Origin of the sequence: Undibacterium sp. TC4M20W, from assembly GCF_049340245.1 — a bacterium.
Classification (GTDB): Bacteria; Pseudomonadota; Gammaproteobacteria; order Burkholderiales; family Burkholderiaceae_D; genus Undibacterium.
In genome coordinates, this window is sequence record NZ_JBMPPI010000019.1 from 50,505 (window position 1) to 70,151 (window position 19,647).

At 49.9% G+C, this 19,647-nt stretch carries 20 protein-coding genes; 4 read left to right on the top strand and 16 right to left on the bottom strand.

The features are described 5' to 3' along the window. Positions 1-51 precede the first annotated feature (51 nt). Positions 52-501, bottom strand: a complete 450-nt coding sequence (locus ACO0LL_RS20360; RefSeq protein ID WP_162041529.1) for a CBS domain-containing protein — start codon at positions 499-501, stop codon at positions 52-54. 188 nt (positions 502-689) lie between these two features. On the opposite strand from ACO0LL_RS20360, the gene ACO0LL_RS20365 reads away from it, so the two are divergent. From ACO0LL_RS20365 to ACO0LL_RS20375, 3 genes are read left to right on the top strand one after another with little or no spacing between them, the layout of a single operon-like run. Continuing rightward, on the top strand, positions 690-2,000 hold the full coding sequence (locus tag ACO0LL_RS20365) for an O-acetylhomoserine aminocarboxypropyltransferase (protein ID WP_422952648.1): 1,311 nt from the start codon (positions 690-692) through the stop codon (positions 1,998-2,000). A gap of 1 nt (position 2,001) precedes the next feature. Beyond that, positions 2,002-2,808 carry an alpha/beta fold hydrolase gene (locus tag ACO0LL_RS20370; protein WP_422952649.1) on the top strand — a complete coding sequence of 269 codons (807 nt, stop codon included), beginning with the start codon at positions 2,002-2,004 and terminating at the stop codon, positions 2,806-2,808. A gap of 6 nt (positions 2,809-2,814) precedes the next feature. Then, positions 2,815-3,438, top strand: a complete 624-nt coding sequence (locus ACO0LL_RS20375) for a LysE family translocator (RefSeq protein WP_422952650.1) — start codon at positions 2,815-2,817, stop codon at positions 3,436-3,438. A gap of 10 nt (positions 3,439-3,448) precedes the next feature. Here the strand turns inward: ACO0LL_RS20375 and ACO0LL_RS20380 are convergent, their stop codons facing one another. From ACO0LL_RS20380 to ACO0LL_RS20395, 4 genes are all read right to left on the bottom strand, one after another. Next, positions 3,449-4,492, bottom strand: a complete 1,044-nt coding sequence (locus tag ACO0LL_RS20380) for a sulfotransferase family protein (protein ID WP_422952704.1) — start codon at positions 4,490-4,492, stop codon at positions 3,449-3,451. A gap of 91 nt (positions 4,493-4,583) precedes the next feature. Further along, positions 4,584-5,594, bottom strand: coding sequence for a hypothetical protein (locus ACO0LL_RS20385; protein WP_422952651.1), 1,011 nt, complete (start codon positions 5,592-5,594; stop codon positions 4,584-4,586). Between the two features lie 19 nt (positions 5,595-5,613). After that, a complete protein-coding gene (gene cysC, locus ACO0LL_RS20390) occupies positions 5,614-6,318 on the bottom strand; it encodes an adenylyl-sulfate kinase (RefSeq protein ID WP_422952652.1) in 705 nt (234 codons plus the stop codon). 48 nt (positions 6,319-6,366) lie between these two features. Further along, positions 6,367-8,106, bottom strand: coding sequence for a methyl-accepting chemotaxis protein (locus ACO0LL_RS20395; protein WP_422952653.1), 1,740 nt, complete (start codon positions 8,104-8,106; stop codon positions 6,367-6,369). A gap of 433 nt (positions 8,107-8,539) precedes the next feature. Between ACO0LL_RS20395 and ACO0LL_RS20400 the strand changes: the two genes are divergently transcribed. Beyond that, positions 8,540-8,872, top strand: coding sequence for an Mpo1-like protein (locus ACO0LL_RS20400; RefSeq protein ID WP_422952654.1), 333 nt, complete (start codon positions 8,540-8,542; stop codon positions 8,870-8,872). 68 nt (positions 8,873-8,940) lie between these two features. Here ACO0LL_RS20400 and ACO0LL_RS20405 read toward each other — a convergent pair whose 3' ends face one another. The 11 genes from ACO0LL_RS20405 to ACO0LL_RS20455 form a co-directional block, all read right to left on the bottom strand. Continuing rightward, positions 8,941-9,375: a GNAT family N-acetyltransferase gene (locus ACO0LL_RS20405; protein ID WP_422952655.1), complete on the bottom strand. Its 435-nt coding sequence runs from the start codon at positions 9,373-9,375 to the stop codon at positions 8,941-8,943. Continuing rightward, the gene (locus ACO0LL_RS20410; protein WP_422952656.1) at positions 9,372-9,815 is read right to left on the bottom strand and encodes an acyl-CoA thioesterase; all 444 of its coding nucleotides are present in this window, start codon (positions 9,813-9,815) and stop codon (positions 9,372-9,374) included. The genes ACO0LL_RS20405 and ACO0LL_RS20410 overlap by 4 nt, the downstream gene beginning before the upstream one ends. 5 nt (positions 9,816-9,820) lie before the next feature. Continuing rightward, positions 9,821-10,717: an alpha/beta fold hydrolase gene (locus ACO0LL_RS20415; RefSeq protein ID WP_422952657.1), complete on the bottom strand. Its 897-nt coding sequence runs from the start codon at positions 10,715-10,717 to the stop codon at positions 9,821-9,823. Positions 10,718-10,748: 31 nt separating this feature from the next. Continuing rightward, the gene (locus ACO0LL_RS20420) at positions 10,749-11,648 is read right to left on the bottom strand and encodes an SDR family oxidoreductase (RefSeq protein WP_422952658.1); all 900 of its coding nucleotides are present in this window, start codon (positions 11,646-11,648) and stop codon (positions 10,749-10,751) included. A 47-nt stretch (positions 11,649-11,695) separates the two neighbouring features. Beyond that, entirely contained in the window at positions 11,696-12,628 is a 933-nt protein-coding gene (locus ACO0LL_RS20425) for a glutathione S-transferase family protein (RefSeq protein WP_422952659.1), read from the bottom strand. 35 nt (positions 12,629-12,663) lie between these two features. After that, a complete protein-coding gene (locus ACO0LL_RS20430) occupies positions 12,664-13,674 on the bottom strand; it encodes an NADP-dependent oxidoreductase (protein ID WP_422952660.1) in 1,011 nt (336 codons plus the stop codon). 7 nt (positions 13,675-13,681) lie between these two features. After that, a complete protein-coding gene (locus tag ACO0LL_RS20435) occupies positions 13,682-14,932 on the bottom strand; it encodes a serine hydrolase domain-containing protein (RefSeq protein WP_422952661.1) in 1,251 nt (416 codons plus the stop codon). A 107-nt stretch (positions 14,933-15,039) separates the two neighbouring features. After that, positions 15,040-15,507, bottom strand: coding sequence for a PaaI family thioesterase (locus tag ACO0LL_RS20440; RefSeq protein ID WP_422952662.1), 468 nt, complete (start codon positions 15,505-15,507; stop codon positions 15,040-15,042). Beyond that, entirely contained in the window at positions 15,504-16,286 is a 783-nt protein-coding gene (locus ACO0LL_RS20445; protein WP_422952705.1) for an SDR family oxidoreductase, read from the bottom strand. The genes ACO0LL_RS20440 and ACO0LL_RS20445 overlap by 4 nt, the downstream gene beginning before the upstream one ends. Before the next feature lie 106 nt (positions 16,287-16,392). Then, on the bottom strand, positions 16,393-18,210 hold the full coding sequence (locus ACO0LL_RS20450) for an acyl-CoA dehydrogenase (RefSeq protein WP_422952663.1): 1,818 nt from the start codon (positions 18,208-18,210) through the stop codon (positions 16,393-16,395). Between the two features lie 90 nt (positions 18,211-18,300). Continuing rightward, complete coding sequence (locus tag ACO0LL_RS20455) at positions 18,301-19,479, bottom strand: acetyl-CoA C-acyltransferase (protein ID WP_422952664.1); 1,179 nt, start codon at positions 19,477-19,479, stop codon at positions 18,301-18,303. Positions 19,480-19,647 lie beyond the last annotated feature (168 nt).

A 19,647-nucleotide genomic window follows, 5' to 3' on the forward strand; every position in this document is an offset into this window, starting at 1 on the left:
CCATGATCTTTACACTTTGATCTTTATTGATCAATGCGCAAACATTCGTGCTTACTGCTCGTTTTCTTCAACGGGCCAGTCACGGATATAGGCTTTCAACATCTTGTTTTCAAAACTTTGCGCTTCCAGCACGGCTCTGGCCACGTCATAGAATGAAATAACACCCAGCAGAGTTTTGGCATCCATGACAGGCAGGTAGCGTGAATGCTTTTCCAGCATCATGCGGCGCACTTCATTGACTTCTGTTTCTGGTGTCACAGTAAGTGGATGGTCATCCATATACTTGCGCACAGTGCCATTACCAAGTGAGCCCTGGTTTTTATGAATTGCGCGTATGACTTCACGGAAAGTCAGTATGCCAACCAGATCGCCGTATTCCATCACGACCAGAGAACCTATGTCTTTCTCTTCCATGACGCTGACGGCTTCGGTGATGGGGATATCAGGTGTGATCGTGAAAAGGATATTACCTTTCACTTGAAGTATCTCTGAAACTTTCATGATGTCCCTCCTCTTATACATTTTTGTGAGCCTTCATTGCAATGTATCGCAAGCCTTGCAAAAAATCCAGCATGTAAAATATTTTATTCATCATTTCACGCGCTTTGCTCCAAGTTTTGGCCCACCTTTTGCACCTTGGGCATGAGCGATGGTAGCATTGCTGCCTCACAATATGGAGAGTCTCACCAATGAGCGGCCCTAAATACCATGGCTTTGATACCCTATCCCTGCATGCTGGTGCTGCGCCTGATCCAGCCACAGGGGCACGTGCCACCCCTATTTACCTGACATCCTCTTTTGTGTTCAAGGATTCAGATCATGCAGCGTCACTCTTTAATATGGAAAGAGCAGGTCACGTCTATTCACGCATCTCCAATCCCACCAATGCTGTACTGGAAGAAAGAATTGCCGCACTTGAAGGTGGTGTTGCAGGCATAGCCGTTGCCAGTGGGCAAGCTGCCATGCATTTGGGTCTGACAACCATCGCCGGTGCAGGTTCCCACGTTGTTGCTTCACGTGCCTTGTACGGCGGCTCGCAAAACCTGCTGGCCTACACCATGAAACGCTTTGGCATAGACACCACCTTTGTCGATCCCCGTGACCTGGATGCCTGGCGTACCGCGATACGCCCGAATACCAAGGTGCTGTTTGCAGAAACTCTTGGCAACCCGGGTCTTGATGTACTGAACATCCCAGCAGTTGCAGAAATTGCGCATGAGCATCATCTACCGCTGATGCTGGACTCTACCTTTACCACACCTTATCTGCTGAAACCATTTGATCATGGTGCTGACCTGGTATTTCATTCAGCGACCAAGTTCCTGTGCGGCCATGGTACAGCCATAGGTGGTTTGCTGGTCGATGGCGGCACGTTTGACTGGCAGGCAGCCTATGAAAAGACCGGGCACTTTGCCGAACTCTGCGAGCCTTATGACGGCTTCCATGGCATGGTGTTCAGCGAAGAATCAACAGTCGCGGCATTTTCACTCAGGGCCAGGCGAGAAGGCTTGCGCGACTTTGGCGCCTGCATGAGCCCGCACAATGCCTTCACTATTCTGCAAGGCATAGAAACCTTGGGCATGCGTATGGACAGGCATGTGGCGAACACGCGAAAGGTCGTCGAATTTCTGGTGGCGCATCCCGCGGTCGATTCAGTCTCTTACCCTGAACTGGAAAATCACCCCGACTATGAGCTGGCAAAGACCCTGCTACCCAAAGGTTGCGGTGCAGTATTTTCATTCAACATCAAGGGTAATCGCGCTGCCGGACAGCGCTTTATTGAATCACTGAATATTTTCTCGCACCTGGCCAATGTCGGCGATGCCAAGTCCCTGGCCATACATCCAGCATCTACCACCCACTTCCGCGTGCCGGCGGAGCAGTTGCTGGCATCCGGCATTACCGAGGGAACCATGCGTCTGTCAATAGGACTGGAAAATGTCGAAGACCTGATTGAAGACCTGTCCCGTGGCCTCAAAGCTGCACAGAAAGGAGCCTGAGATGTTATTTGAAGTCAATGGCCAGACAGCCTATTGCTATACCGGCGGCAAGGCTTACAACCCTGCTCTGCCCACGCTGGTGTTTATCCATGGCGCACAAAATGATCACTCGGTCTGGGGTTTGCAGACCCGTTACCTGGCACATCACGGTTTTAACGTACTGGCAGTCGACTTGCCCGGCCATGGCCGCAGTAAAGGCCAGGCGCTAACCAGCGTAGAACAAATGGCCGACTGGCTGCTGGCTTTGCTGGATGTAGCAGGGATAGCGCAAGCCACGCTGATCGGGCACAGCATGGGTTCCCTCATTGCATTGGAAACCTGCTTCAAAGCGAACTCACGTGTCAGCAAACTCATCATGGTTGGTACCGCCTACCCCATGAAAGTATCCGACACTCTGCTCAATGCTGCCCGCGATGAAGAGCAGACCGCAATTGATATGGTGAATATCTGGTCACACACATCCATTGCGCACAAGCCATCCTGCCCTGGCCCGGGGTTTTATGTCATGGGAGTTAGCCAGCGCCTGATGCAGCGTATTTCTGCCATCAATCCTGACAAGGTTTTTTATACGGATTTTGCTGCCTGCAATGCCTATGCCAATGGTGAGACAGCAGCGCAATCAGTCACTTGCCCCAGTCTGTTCATACTCGGTAAAAAAGACATGATGACACCAGCAAAGGCCAGCCTGACCTTGAGCAAAGCCATCGCAAACAGCCAGCAAAAGATCATAGACAATTGCGGCCATTCATTGATGTCAGAACAGGCCGATCAGGTTCTGACGGCTATTCATGATTTTTTGAAGGCATAAGCAGCGATGGCAATGAATCTGGAAAGCTGGGCCTTGTTCACAGCGACAGAGGCAGCGCTGTCACTGTCCCCCGGCCCGGCAGTCATGATGGTGGTTGCCTATGGCATAGCCAGGGGATGGCGCACCTCCCTGTTTGTCAGCCTGGGTATATTGACGGGCAATGCTATTTACTTTGCAGTATCGGCGACGGGTATAGGTTCGCTGATACTGGCGTCACCTAAAGTATTTATGGCGATCAAATATCTGGGAGCGGCTTATCTGGTCTATCTTGGTTTGTCGGCCATTTTTGGCAAACCATCGCCATTGACCATATCCAAACTTGATGGTGTCGCACTCAGTGGCAGTAAGATATTCAGCAGCGCGTTGATGCTGCAATTAATGAACCCTAAAACCCTGTTGATGTTTGTGGCGATACTGCCGCAATTCATAGACCCCAGGGAACCAGTAGGTGTGCAGATGCTGATACTGGCAGCCTGTTCCATCATTCCTGAATTTTTTATTCTGTTGGGCTATGGCATGCTGGCCAGCAAAGCCAGTCACTGGGCGACACAGGAAAGGTATGCAGTGATTACAGAAAGAATAGCCGGCACTCTGGTGACAGGTGCCGGCATCATGGTTGCATTGGTTTAGCTTTTAATTTCTATGCATGCACAGGCAGGCGCTGGTTCAGGCTTGCCAGGTAATCTGCCCTGAAGCGGCGCAAGACATAGTCTTTGTAATTATCATGCTTGAGGCTATCCCAGGCTTCTACCCTGCCTTTGCTGGATTTATCTTTTGCTGCCGCCAACACTTCCGGACTTAACTCCAGACTGGCATCTGTCATCATTTCATAGCCATACAATTGCATGAATTCTTTGGTCAGGCTTTCTATGACTTCAATTTCCTGCATACTCAATTGCTGCTTGAACTTGTCCTTGTTGGCCATGACAGGCGGGAAGCGGTTGGTTGCCCACAATGCCGACATCTGTGATATTTGCTGCGCTTCGCTGGAATGAGTCACATCCAGCATCTCAGGCAAGAACTGTATGCCAAAGAATTGACAAATCGCCCGCAGGACAGTTTCCTGGTTACTCAGGAAATCTTCATAACGTATGGTCAGCACTCTATCAGGATGACGCTGGATGATATCGCGCGTTAACTGGTGCGCTTCCAGCCAGGCAAGCGCATTCAGTGTCGAATCATAATCATGGATGATGGCCTTGTTCATCGAAGCAACCTGCGCCCGGGGGTCCCTGACCACATTCAGGAACAGCATATTCGGGAACAACTGCAATAGCTCTTCTGCATAGTGCACACTATCGAGTGACTTATCCATGACGATACTGGCATGGTGATGCTCACCTGTACGCAACAACAATTCCCACAATATCCTGTGCACGCTGCGCTGATCATTCTTGATGGATTCAAACACATCCACAGGGTCAAACACCATGCCTTTCCATTTCACCATGCTGGCGGCTTGCAAGCCAACCACATCAACGACCAGCCTGAAATAAGACTCATCATCGCTCAAGTCACCATAGCGCGGCACCAGGGGCATGAAGTCAACGATATGCAGGGGATAAGGCGAATAAAATTCCTTGCTGTTATTCAGGCGCAGACGCAAGGCATGGCTACCACAGCGGCGCAAGGGTATCATCAGGACAGGAGTCGGACGCTTATTGGAAGTAGTCGTTTTTTCCATACTGCTTGCACTATCTGATTCTGCCATGATGCTCTCCCCATACTTGAAGGTAGGAATCTGGAAAACCGCTTATCAGTCAGCTTAATTAAGCTCAAGTCAGACTGAGTTGAGATATTTCCATTTTCTCAAAATAAGCTATAAAAGCCTGCACAAAACTATCCACTTCTGATGCCTGCAAATGATTGATGCCACCCGCGCCGCGCCTGCCGCCACCTGTTGCAAACGCAGAACAGAATTGACCCGCTGGACAATGATCTGCATCACCTGAACGTATGCTGACGACATAACTGCCATCTGGCTTTGCTGTCAGCACGGCGAATGATTTTCCAGGCTTTTCCTGTGTCAATTGATTTGCCAGAATGCCCGACACCCGCCTGGCCCAGGCCTGGGCAGGCAAGATATAAATGGATGTCAATTCACTTTCCCTGTCAGCACGCAGTCCTTGCATGAATGCCATATCACTGGCATAGGCATTACGCAGCACTGTAAATTGCGCCGCATTATGCAAAAAATCGAAAGGATCAATATAGTCATGCACCGCCTGATACAAAGCAGCAGGATGGAAATGCAAATCCTCTACTGATTCGCCATAGGCGTTGTAGTTGAGCAAAGTGCCAAGTTCCTGCAACTGCCCGCGTTGCGATTGATTCAGGCCAGCCTCGCCAGCCATCATAGTTGCGACTGCTGGCAAGTTATCACCATAAGCTGCTACCACGGCCCACTTCCAATACAGACCGTTTAAATACCGATTGACCAGTATGCTGCTGCATACATCGGCCGCCATGTCGCAATACAAATGCAGATGCTCATGTTCAAAGGCCTGTGCTGCATTGTGATGATCGAAGTAAGTGACTTCTGCACCTGCCTTCAGATGCTGACGCAGTGCGGCAATATTGCTGTCCAATGAAATATCCAGCACCGTCACCTTGTCACCTGATTTGGTGGAGAAACGATTCAGTAAATCAATATCCCGCTTGGCACCTGTAATCAATTCTGCCGTAAAGGGCTCAGCCAGTCTGAGCTGGTGCAATGCGCAGATGCCATCTGCATCACCATTAAATACATCATAGGCTACTACTGAATTATTGATCTCTGTTGACATGGCCGACGTCATCCTTTTGCTATTTGATATAGCATAATCCTATCAGGTGTCTATAGAGTTTTTCCGCCGCGTCTTCTATGGTGTGTTGCTCGGAATTGATTTCCAGGTCTGGATCAAGGGGAGCCTCGTAAGGCGCTGAAACCCCGGTAAATTCTGGTATTTCTCCCCTGCGCGCCTTGGCATACAGGCCTTTGGGGTCGCGCCTCTCGCAAACTATGCCTGGTGTGCTGACGTGTACTTCGACAAAGCGCTCCTGGCCTATGATCTCTTTCGCCATCGCCCTGTCGTCACGGAATGGTGAAATAAATGCAGTGATGGCAATCATGCCAGCTTCATTCATGAGGTGTGCAACCTCGGCCGCCCTGCGTATGTTTTCACGTCTGTCGTGCGCCGAAAAACCAAGGTCGCTATTCAAATGATGGCGCAGATTGTCACCATCCACCACGAAACAGCAATGCCCTCGGTCCAGTAATATTTTTTCCAGTGCATAGGCTAAAGTAGATTTTCCCGCGCCACTCAAACCAGTCAGCCACAAGGTAGCGGGACTTTGCCGCATCAGACGTTCACGTGCATTGGAATTGACGACGCCATAGTGCCATTTGATATCTATGCCGTTAGTCTGTGGGCTTTGCACAAAACGGCCAAATTGTGTCCTGCGCTCTACCCTGACCGTAGTCTGCTCAACTTGAGGCTTGTCTTCCAGCATGCTCGTATTCGCTTGCATAGATTGCTCCCGGTTTTACCACTGATGCCCAACAATCAATTCAATTCATTAAAACTCTTCCCAATCAGCATTGCCGGACTGAGGATTGCTATTCGCATTTGCCACGCGCTTGATCTGCTTCACAGGTGCATTATTTTGCGGTGCCGCTTTTTTAATCAAAGGAACGATTTTTTTGTTTTCCATGACCGACTCCTGCCATGTAGCTTGAGCATTTTTTTCTGCCGTCAACTGGAAGGTACTGACCAGTTCAGACAAATCATCTGCCTGGTTTTGCAAGGCAGTAGCTGCTGCAGCAGCTTCTTCTACCAGCGCAGCATTTTGCTGTGTAACATCGTCCATCTGTACGATGGCTTCATTGATCTGCTCTATCCCCGCCGTCTGTTCCTGGCTGGCCAGCATGATTTCACTCATAATGCCAGTGACACGTTTGATACTGACGACTATTTCATCCATGGTCACACCAGCCTGATCAACCAGTTTGGCACCGACTTCTACCTTCGTGACAGAATCGTCGATCAAATGCTTGATCTCGCGTGCGGCTTCGGCTGAGCGTTGTGCCAGGTTCCTGACTTCTGTCGCAACCACGGCAAAGCCGCGGCCTTGCTCACCAGCACGGGCAGCCTCCACAGCAGCATTGAGCGCCAGTATATTGGTCTGGAAAGCAATGCCGTCGATGACACCGATGATATCGACAATTTTGCGGGATGAAGTATTGATCGAACCCATGGTATGCACAACCTCAGACACGACCGTACCGCCTTTCACCGCGACATCGGAAGCAGATTGCGCAAGAATATTGGCCTGCCTGGCACTGTCGGCATTTTGTTTGACGGTAGAGGTAAGCTCTTCCATGGACGATGCTGTTTCTTCCAGAGAGCCGGCTTGCGCCTCGGTGCGTGAAGACAAATCCATATTGCCAGACGCAATTTGCCTGGAGGCTGTGGCGATCGTGTCAGTACCAGAACGTACCATGCCCACAATGTCGGCCAGGCCTTTTTGCATTTCATACATGGCATGCATGAGGCTATGTTCATCCTTGTCAGCCAGTCTGATGGGCACTGACAAATCACCAGCCGCAATTCTCTCGGCAATTTGCACCGCATAGCGGGGTTCGCCGCCCAATTGCTTCAACAAACTCCTGACAATCAGCCAGGCGGCCGCCATGCCCACGAACAGCGCAGCAGCACCAAACAGATACATGAGTTTTTTTGCACTGTTGTAGTCTTGCTCCGCCTGCACTATGGCCGCTGAATTTTGTTTTTCTTCATCAGAAATAAAATCATTCAGCAAATCCCACCACTTCTTCTGCACAGGACGAAATTCGAAGCGGAGTAATTTATAAGCTTCTTCCCCTTTTTTTTGCACGCCGAGATCGGCACCTTTGGCAATAAAAGACTCTGACAGCTTGGCCTGGTCCCTGATTTTACCGAGCAGGGCAATTTGCTCTGGAGAAGCATTGGGATCCGCATTCAGCATCTGAGTGAGCTTATCTTCTGCCTCAGTATATTTTTTTGTCTGTGCAGCTATCCTTTTTACTTCAATCTGGATTTCTGCTTCGTCTGACAACAAAATGAGATTTCGCAAAGCCAGTGCCCGCTCCGTCACAGTCAGATACATGGTAGAAGCCAGTTTGGACTGGACATTATTGACGTTGGCGATTTCTTCCAGACGCTGATGCATCTTCGCCATGTAAGTTATTCCCAGTAGCAAAACAACCAGCAGCAAGCCCAACACCAGGCCAAAGCCTGTGATCAGACGGGTTGAGACTTTCGAATTCTCAATATTCATGATTCCCCCAAAAACGTTGTCAGCGACAAAAATGTTTGACTTGGTTTGTACTATCAGGGCTTGCATAAGTTTGTTCGACAAACTCATATTGCCACATGGAATTTAATGCCACAAGGAAATTATTAAAGATTGTGTCTTTTGAATAAAGCTTTTAACTTCAATTACTTACATCATTAAATATAACTATCAGGGACTGGCATCTAGTAGCAAAAAACATATATAGTTATGCTCAAAGTTTATATAATTGAATAATAGTAGATGTTTTTACAATGTCAATATTGCAATTCATCATTATTTTAGGCATTCAAGTACACAATGGAATAAATCATTTAAAGATTTAAAAATTAAGTGACCGACACGGGCATATAACCTACTATGCTTGTAGGACGGCAATGCTGAGGTCGAAAGTCATGTAGCTAAAGAGGAGACAAAAATGGCAGAGAAATTTACTGATTTTTCGAAGTTTTATGCTTTTTACCTGACCGAGCACAGCAACAAAACTTGCAGGCAATTGCATTTCCTGGGAAGCAGCCTGGTTATCTTGTGTGTCGCCACATTCATGGTCACGGGTCAGGCTGCTTATTTGCTGGCGGCACCAGTCTGTGGCTACGGCTTTGCCTGGTTAGGTCATTTTGTTTTTGAAAAGAATCGTCCGGCTTCATTCAAACAGCCCTTGTTCTCTTTCATGGGAGATTGGGTCATGTATTGGCAATTACTGAGCGGGGCAATCAGCTTTTCCCCTCAGGATGATGTGCGTAAAACATGAAATAAGACATGACATAAAACATAAAATCAAGATGCCGCCCTGTCATACCAGGCCCGCTCTTGAATTGATCAGACGAAGTGGTAAATCATACTGACATGGGGAATGCCAGCCTCTTCAAAAATCTCGCCATCGCGGGTATAGCCTTCTTTAAGATAGAAGTTCTCTGCTGATTGTTGCGCATTCAAGCGCACAGCTACCTCGCCTCTGGCCTTCGCCTCTTTCATCAAGGCACGCAAAATCTGTGCGCCTACACCCAAACCACGCGCCGTTGCCAGCACAGCCATGCGGCCTATATGCGCGTCAGGCAACAGGCGGCCTGTTCCCACTGCCTTACCATCCACTTCATAAGCAACTGCATGCAGGCATTCTGCATCAGCTGCGTCCCACTCCAGCTCTACCGGGATTTTTTGCTCGATGACAAACACTTCATAGCGTATGGCTTGCGCATCTTTTTGCAGCGTGGCCCAGTCAGCAATGACCAGGCGGAGGTTTTCAGTATTCATGTTCGGGTATCAGCGGGTGCATGCGTTTCAAAGGATGAAATTATCGCACGCCATGCATCTGTGACGGCAACTGCCTTGCGTTTTTCTGTATCGGCATACACATACACCAGCTCGCCAGATATCAAATGATTTTCACCAAGATAAATTTCGAGGATAAACTGCAGAGAAGACCTACCTATGCTGGCACAACGCACACCAATATCGAGCTCATCATCAAACCTGGCGGGTGCCATGTATTCGATAGTGGATTTGCGGGCAAACAATTCTTTGCCCTCACCTGCTTGTGTGATTACATTCGGTAAACCGGTGGCGCGCCAGTATTCGGTAAAAGCCACGTCAAAATAATTGAGGTAATTGCCATTAAAGACAATGGCTTGCATATCTACCTCAGACCAGCGCACCCGCAAGCGGTGAAAGAAAGCAAAATCTGCTTTTGCCATAATCCTTAACTCTGCAAAAATTGACGGATAAGACGGTTAACACGCTCTGGTTGTTCATGGATGACCCAGTGCGAACCTTCAGGGATGCGCTGTATCTGGATATCATCGACAAAATTCTCAATACCGTCGAGCAAGGTCTTGGGCAAGGCTTTGTCATTTTCACCCCAAATGACACGAGTAGGTACTTTCACCTGAAAATCAGCCGGGTTCAGGTTCAATTGCAGCGGCCCAGGATTCTTTTCTGTCGGTGGGTGCAATGGTGAAGCGCGGTAGTAATTGACGCCACCGGTCAACCCACGCGCCCAGCACGCATGATAAGCCGCCTGGGTATCTGCATCAAACCAGCTTGCCTCACCCTGCCCCATGCCATTGAAAAAGCCATCCATGAGCGCAAAGTCGTCTTTGGCAAGTGCTTCTTCAGACCCTGGGTTACGCAACCAGTTCATATATTCACTGGAAGTCTTTTGCGCGGGATCAGTCGCCAGTGCCTGCATGAACAGATAAGGATGTGGTGAATTGATGATAATCAGTTTTTCAAACAAGGCAGGCAGGGCAATCGCCATATTCCAGCATACCGCCCCACCCCAGTCATGCGCGACGACCGTGGCTTGCTGATAGCCCAGGTGGGCGATCAGCAAACGCAGGTCATCAACGATATGCCTGGCCTTGTAAGCAGCAACATCAGTTGGCATGTCTGATAGATTGAAGCCACGTAAATCTGGTGCCACCGCAAAATGATCTTCTCCAAACTCAGCCAACTGGGCTGACCATTCATACCAGAATTCTGGAAAACCATGCACGAACAAGATCAAGGGCCGGCCGCGCTCACCAGCACTGGCAAAATGCAGGCGCGTCCCATTCTCCAGCGCGGCAAACTGATTGCTTAGAATTTCTGCTGTCATCTATGCTTCTCCTGATGTTTGAAAGTGATAATCAGGCCTTGAGCTTGGCTCTAAGCATGTCACGGATATGCGGCGCCGCCTTGTAAGGGTCACCTGGATTGCGTTGCAGGACGATATCTTCCATACGCTCCTGCACATTACCCAGGGCACCGGGATGCGAGAAGATGTAGAACTGTTCATCAGCGATTGCCTTGAAGGTGTTTTCAGCCACTTCTTCTGCCGTTACTTTGCCAGAATTCACGGCCTTGTCTGACATCGCCTGCGCCGCTCTCTGGCTGGCGGTTGGTGCAGAACCTGGCACATCTTCAGGGCGGTTTCTATGTGATTGTGAAATGCCGGTAGGTACAAAATAAGGGCATAATACAGACGCGCCTATCGGTGCTTCAACCAGTTTCAAATCCTGGTACAGGGATTCTGACAGCGACACTACTGCATGCTTGGAGACGTTATATACACCCATGGTCGGCGCATTGAGCAAACCAGCCATGGACGCCGTGTTGACGATATGTCCTTCAAATTGTGGATCTTTCTTGGCGCACTCCAGCATGAGGTTGGTGAAGATGCGCACACCGTGAATGACACCCCAGAGATTGACGCCTATCACCCAATCCCAGTCAGCCTGGGTATTTTCCCAGACCAGGCCACCGGAACCGACACCGGCATTATTGAATACCAGATGCACGGCGCCAAATTTCTCCATGGTGGCATCAGCCAGGGCCTGTACTTCTTCTGCATGGCGTACATCGCAACGCATTGCCAGCACTTGAGCACCTTGCGCTTCCAGCTCGGCTTTGGTCTTGTCCAGGGCATCTTGCTGCACATCAGCCAGCACCAGTTTCATGTCCAGGCGCGCACCGATAACCGCAAATTCACGGCCAAAACCGCTGGCACCACCGGTGATTACGGCTACTCTGTCTTTAAATACTTTCATGTTGTCTCCTGTATGTGATTTATTAAATTTATTTGTTTTGGATTAATTTATTTTGCGCGTTTCATCTGGAAGCCTACACGTGGGAAATGAACGACCACAGTTCCGGCTCGTTCATCTTGACGGCGCACGGCTAATTCATTTTCACTGGCGATGACAAGTTCGCCCACGACTGGGTCCAGCGCATAATCAGTCGGCATGATGGCAACTTGCTCACCCAGCGCTATGCCATGGCTGTCAACAAAGTTACGTCCATCAGTGTCAAAACCCTGGGCATTTTTGGCGATGTCCAACGCTTCTGAGCTGCTCAGGGCTTCAGACTTGTGATGCCCGAAAGCAGCGATACGATTCATCCACTCCAGTAGCTTTGGATAAGCATCAAAGACAGGATTAATTGCTGGAGCCAGCCGTATCAGCCACAAAGCCTGATAGACAGAGAAATCGGCAATACTGGCTTGCGCACCCAGCAGAAATGGCGCATCACCACTGAGCATGTTTTCCAGACGACTCAAGTATTCTAGGAGCTGCCCTTTGGCTTCACCCATGCTGGTACGCGGCATATTGCCACGCATGGTGGCGCGGTCTGCGCTGAAGGCCTGCAATTCTTCAGCGCTGATATTGCCGAATATGGATGGGATAGCTGCTGGCTGGAATGCATAGGGGATTGCTGTCCAGAACAGCGTAGTATCAGCCCATTGCGCCAGGGTGCGCGCAAGACCATTGACGGCAACTGGATAGAGAGAAGGTGCAGGTGATCGTTTTTCCACCACCTCTGCAATCAAAGATGTATCACAATAAATATCTCCACCGATTTGCAGTATCGGCGTGCGTCGGTAACCACCTGTCAATGCCGTTACATCCGGCTTGGGCATGATGATGGGTACCGTTACAGATTTCCACTTCAATTGTTTGAAACCGAAAATCAGGCGGATTTTTTCTGAAAACGGAGAAACTGCAAAATTATGGAAAATAATATCGGACATGATTGCTCTGCGCTCTTTTGGTTTATACGATTAACTCAAATCAGCTTTACCAACTGCTTGCCGAAGTTCTTGCCTTTGAGCAGGCCAATAAATGCTTCAGGCGCAGCAGCAATGCCTTCAGCAACAGATTCACGGAACTTCAATTTACCTGTCGCAACCAAGCCACCCAGTTCTTTCAAACCCTGCGGCCACAAATCCATGTGTTCAGAGACGATAAAGCCACGCATCGTCAAACGCATGGTCAGGAATACCCGCGCATTCTTGATACTCAGTTGTTCGCCGTTATATCCGGCAATCAAACCACAAAGGGCGATACGGCCAAATGCATTCATGCGTGCCAGACTGGCATCAAAGATTTCACCGCCAACGTTTTCAAATACGGCATCAATGCCATCTGGTGTTGCTGCGGCCAAATCAGCTTCCAGATTACCTGCCTTGTAATCGATGCAGGCATCAAAGCCCAGTTCATTGACAACGTAAGCACATTTGTCTGCGCCACCGGCTATGCCAACCACGCGACAACCCAGTTGTTTGCCCAACTGACCGACCACACTACCCACTGCGCCGCTGGCAGCAGACACCACGATAGTTTCACCAGCTTTAGGCTGCATGATCTGGGTCAGGCCATACCAGGCTGTCAAACCGGGCATACCAACTGATCCCAGGTAGGCTGACAAAGGAATATGCGTCGTATCGACCTTACGCAGCAATAAGCCATCGGACACGCCCATTTCTGACCAGCCCAGCATGCCAATGACTTTGTCACCAACATTAAACTTGGCGTTCTTGCTGGCGACCACTTCACCTACCGTGCCGCCTATCATGGTTTCATCTATGACTTGTGGGGCGGCATAGCTTTTGGCATCTTCCATGCGGCCACGCATGTAAGGGTCTAAGGACATGTAATGATTTCGTACCAACAGCTCGCCATCCTTGAGTTCTGGCACAGGTAGGGATTCAAGGCGGAAATTTTCCGGCACAACCTGGCCTTTGGGGCGGGAAGCCAGTACGATACGTTGATACGCAAGTTGAGAATTAGTCGTCATGGTTTACTCATTTCATCAAGTGATTTGCCAAAGCCTGGAAGGCGCGGTAAGTGACGGGGTCAGTCGTGCCATTGGCAGCAATGGGATGGGAAGAAAATTTAACGATGACCATTTCGGCCACCGGGTCGATGTAGATACGTTGTCCGTGTATGCCACGGGCTTCAAATGTCTGGTGGCTGTTGTGCCCTACCCACCACATATTGCGGTAGGAGTAACCAGGTAAAGTCGCGTAGCCAGCTTTAGCGAATTTGGCAGGGTCGGCACCCTTGCGTATGTCTTCTACAGCAGCGGCAGGAATGATTTGCTGGCCATTGAACTTGCCGTTCAAACGCATCATTTCGCCAAAGCGTGCCATATCGCGCAAGGTCAGATTCAAGCCACCACCGCCCTGCTCGGTGCCTACACTATCCACAGCAAAATAGGCATCATTCTCGGTACCCAGTCTTTGCCAGATGCGTTCAGACAAGAGATCAGATAAATTTTGTCCAGTTGCCCGCTTGACTATCCAGGCCAGCACTTCAGCATTGACAGTTTTGTAGGCAAAGGCTTCATCATGCTTGCCTTCTTTTTTCAATTTCACCAGGAAATCATAAAAGGTTTTAGGCCCGTCATAAGTCGGCGCTGTCGGCAGCAGGCCGCCTGCCCTGGCGTAATCCCATACTTCGGCTTTGGGATCAGCGTAGTTTTCAGAATACTGCACACCTATGGTCATATCCATGACCTGGCGCACAGTGGCGTCACCATAAGCGGTGTCTTTGACTTCAGGAATATATTGCGTAACAGGTGCACTGGGATCGAGTTTGCCTTCCGCAGCCAGAGTCGCAGCTAGCGTACCTACAAAAGATTTGGTGACCGACATGGCAATATGCGGCAAGTAGGTCTTGGTAATACCGAGGTAACGCTCATAGACGATCTTGCCCTTGTGCAGTACCAGTATGCTGTCTGTATAAGTGCGGGCCTGCATATCGGTCCAACTTATATCGCTGCCCTTTTCATCTGCAAACCGTAGTTTATCGAGGTCACGCAAAGCCACCGGCAAAGTTGAAACAGGCCCTGCGCCATGCCAGACATTGCTGGTTGGCCCCAGTTCACGCCCGTGCGAAAACGACCAGCGGGTACGGGGAAACTGATAATTGCTGCCATTGGCAAATTTGATGAGCTTGTCCGGTGTCGGTGGAAAACCCTGCATCCAGCCCATTTTTTGCGAGTCACTTGCCTCAGCATCAGGCAAAGCAGTTTGTGCCGAAGACATGCTCATGAACGGTCCACCGAATAAAGCTAAAAAAAGAATTACAAAGCGAGTCTGCTGCATGTTTGTCTCCATTTATTTTTTATTGGACTTGCAGAAACGACGACGTTTTTCAATCAGTCACTACCATAAAGCTTTTTCATATTTTCGCCAGACTTCAAGCGTCGCAGATATTTGAAAGTACCCATGGCTTTGGCAATGAGCTTGTCGCCATTCCAGACCTCGCCCTCACAAAAACACATGGTGGTGGATTGATGGAATGCCTTGCCACGCGCTTCCATACGGCCACCTGGTACACCGCCTGGCTGCAGAAAAGTGGTTTTCATTTCCACCGTGACGACACCCTTGAGGTCACTATTCATGGAGCGTCCTGCCATCGCCATGACCACATCCAGCATGGTCATGATCACGCCGCCATGAGCAATTTGCCAGCTGTTCATATGTCGTTCGCTCAGGTCAAGCGCCAGTCGTGCATGACCATTTTCCATTTCCAGGAACTCGACGCCCAAGTCATGCAAAAAGGGATTCAATACCGGCGTTGGTTGCGCAATGGGGAGCGCCGCAGGAGACTTGGCCTCTGTCATACAGCAGATACCCCGCCATCCACTGCCAGGGTCTGACCAGTGATGTGCTTACCAGCGTCACTGGCAAACAGCATGGCTACGCCCTTCAAATCTTCATCATCACCTATGCGTTGCAAAGGTGCTTCTTTGGCAAGCTTTTCTTCGCCCAGATTTTCCAGTATGCCCTTGGTCATTTTAGAGGGGAAAAATCCCGGTGCAATCGCATTAACGGTAATGCCATGCACGCCCCATTCACCCGCCAGCGTGCGTGTGAAGTTGATGACGGCAGCCTTGGAAGTGTTATAGGCAATCGTCTGCATGGTATCGGGTGCATTGCCAGCCAAGCCAGCGATAGACGCAATATTGATGATGCGGCCATACTTGCGCGGTATCATCGAACGTTTACCAACTGCCTGCGAGATCAGGAAGATACTGCGGATATTCAGATTCATGACCTTGTCCCAGGCATCAACCGGATAATCTTCTGCCGGTGCGCCCCAGGTAGCACCAGCGTTATTGATAAGGATATCAATATGGCCCAGACGGGCCAGTGCTTCATCTACCAATGGTTGTACCGCTGCTTCTTTGGACAAATCAGCAGCAATTGCGCTGGCATCTATGCCGCGGCTTTTCAAGTGGGCAACGGCTTCATCCAGATCAGATTGTTTGCGTGAAGACAGCACCACTTTGGCACCCTGCTCACCCAGTGCTTCCGCCATTTGCAGGCCCAGTCCACGCGAGCCGCCAGTGATCAGGGCCGTCTTGCCATGCAAGTCAAATAATTGTTGTACGGTGCGAATTGCTTTGCTCATTTTTTGTCTCCGGTATATGCGGCCACCACCTGTCTGCGCGCAGACAGGAAGGACATCGTTTGTTATGTGTTTTTGATTATTTCAAGGCTATGGTTCAGAACCATGCATCCTGCATATCGAAAGTCGTCATATCGATATTCGACAGCAAATCCAGCTGGGGATGAACACGCGGTAATTCCCAGTGGAAGAAGTATTTACAAGCTTGCAGCTTGCCTGCATAAAAATCAGCATCATGGTGATTTTCTTTGTTCAGACACAAGCTGGCTTGCTCCAGCCACATCCAGGCAATCACGGCATGGCCAAATACTTCCAGATAAGCTGAGGCATTTGCCAGGGTTTTGTTGGTATCCCCCACCCCATGCAATTGCTGGGTAACGCTGGCCAGTCTTTGCAACACACGTGCCAGTGATTTGGTATAGGCCAGCAATTCAGGATGAGCCGCAGCTCTCGCCAGCGTTTTGTGCATGATTTCGCCCAAAACCTCAAGCGCTGCACCATCTTGCATGACTACCTTGCGGCCCAATAAATCCAGCCCCTGTATGCCATGTGTACCTTCATGGATGGGGTTAAGGCGGTTATCGCGGTAAAACTGTTCTACATTATATTCACGGGTATAGCCATAGCCGCCATGCACCTGTATCGCCAGATTATTCGCTTCGAGACACCATTGTGAAGGCCAGGATTTGGCAATCGGTGTCAATATCTCCAGCATCTGTGCTGCATGGGTACGCGCTTCTGGTGACGGTGCAGTCCGCTCTTCATCAACCAGTCTGGCGCAAAACAAATTCAATGCCAGGCCGCCTTCGACATAAGCTTTTTGTGCCAGCAGCATGCGCTTGACATCAGTATGCTCAATGATGGGCACTTGTGGTGCAGCCGGGTCTTTGTTCAGCGGTGCCCGTCCCTGCGGACGGTTGCGGGCATAATCCAGCGCATGCAAATAGCCGGTATACCCCAGCATGACAGCACCCAGGCCGACGCCTATACGCGCCTCGTTCATCATGTGGAACATGTTTGCCATGCCACGGTGCAAGGTGCCCACCAGATAGCCTATCGCGCCAGCCTTGCCTTGCGGCTTGAATTTACCTTCACCAAAGTTCAGCAGGCAATTGGTGGTGCCACGATAACCCATCTTGTGATTCAGGCCGGCCAGCACTACATCATTGCGCTCACCCAGACTGCCGTCTTCGTTCACCAGTTTTTTAGGTACGATGAAAAGCGAGATGCCTTTGACGCCAGGTATCAACTTGCCGTTTGCGTCCGGCACTTTGGCCAATACCAGGTGCACGATATTCTCGGCCAGCTCGTGCTCACCCGCCGATATCCACATCTTGTTGCCGGTCAGCCGGTAAGTGCCATCTTCTTGCGGTTCAGCCCTGGTGACAATATCAGACAGGCTGGAACCAGCTTGCGGTTCAGACAAACACATGGTGCCAAAGAAACGGCCTTCCAGCATGGGCTTGACGAAGGTTTCTATCTGCTCAGGTGTACCACATTTGAGCAAAGTATTGGCATTACCTATGGTCAGGAATGGATAAGATGCCGTCCCTACATTCGCCCCTTTGAAGTAGGCAAAACCAGCTTTTTCAACGACGCAGGGCAATTGCATGCCGCCGACATCAAAGTCTTGCCCAGCCGCCATCAAGCCTGCTTCGCAAAATGCTTTCAGGGCTATCTTCACCTCAGGAATCATGTGCACTTCTTCACCATCGAAGTGCGGTTCCTGCTGGTCATTTTTTTTATTGTGGGTGGCGAACAGGTCTGTCGCTATTTGTTCGCAGGTATCAAGGGCGGCATTGAAAGTTTCGCGGCTATGATCGGCGAAACGTGGCCTTTGATTCAATGACTCTACATTCAGCCATTCATACAGCATGAATTCGAGATCACGGCGGGAAAGAATTTTAGATTGCATGGCTTTATCTGGACAAAAGAGATGAGGTACTCATTTTGCCCAAACCGCATGACAGCGTCACGCAGCCTGGGCACCCGACATGCATCCAGCTTAGACTACTTCAAACAAACCTGCAGCACCCTGGCCGCCACCAATACACATGGTCACAACCACATATTTAGCGCCACGGCGTTTGCCTTCGATCAGTGCATGGCCAGTCAGGCGTGCACCTGACACACCATATGGATGGCCCACTGCAATCGCACCACCATTGACATTCAATTTATCCATAGGAATGCCGAGTTTGTCCGCGCAATACAAGACTTGCACGGCAAATGCCTCATTCAATTCCCACAAACCGATGTCCTCAACTTTGAGGCCAGCTTTTTTCAAGAGTTTTGGAATGGCAAAGACCGGGCCTATACCCATTTCATCTGGCTCGCATCCTGCAATTGCAAAACCGCGGAAAATACCCAGTGGTTGCAAGCCCTTGGCCTCAGCCAGTTTGCTGTTCATCAGAATGGCAACAGAAGCGCCGTCAGAAAACTGGCTGGCGTTACCAGCAGTAATGACACCACCCGGCACAGCAGTACGAATCTTGGAGACACCTTCTAGCGTGGTATCTGCACGTATGCCTTCATCGGCAGAAATAGTGACTTCTTTGGTGATCAGCATGCCAGTCGCTTTATCAGCAACACCCATGACAGTAGTCATAGGTACGATCTCAGCATCAAATAAACCAGCAGCCTGGGCAGCGGCAGCGCGCAGCTGGCTTTGTACGCCGTATTCATCCTGACGTTCACGCGGAATACCATAACGCTTGGCAACGGTTTCTGCCGTTTGCAGCATAGGCCAGTAAACTTCTGGCTTGTGTTGCTTCAACCAGGTTTCAACGATCATGTGGCTATTGGCTTCGTTTTGTACGCAAGAAATAGACTCGACGCCACCTGCCGCATAGACATCGCCTTCACCGGCAATAATTCTTTGTGCTGCTAAGGCGATAGTCTGCAAGCCAGAAGAGCAAAAACGATTAACCGTCATGCCAGCAGTAGTTACCGGGCAACCTGCACGCAAAGCGATCTGACGGGCGATATTGCTGCCAGTTGCACCTTCTGGTGTGGCACAGCCCATGATGACATCTTCCACCTCGCCTGCTTCAATCTTTGCGCGGGTAATGGCTGCATTCAATACATGGCCACCCATGGTAGCACCATGCGTCATGTTGAAAGCACCCTTCCAGGATTTTGCAAGGCCAGTGCGGGCGGTGGATACGATAACTGCGTCAGACATGTAGATCTCCTGATTGATATAAGTATGTGTACAGGCTGGAACTGCTGATAACCATCATAAGTAGTAATTTGCCCTTTGCAAACCAACATGCAGGAACAAACTTCCACAGCCCTGTTTTGCCTGAACCGAATTGCCTTAATTAAAAGCATATAGACCAAGCTCAAAACC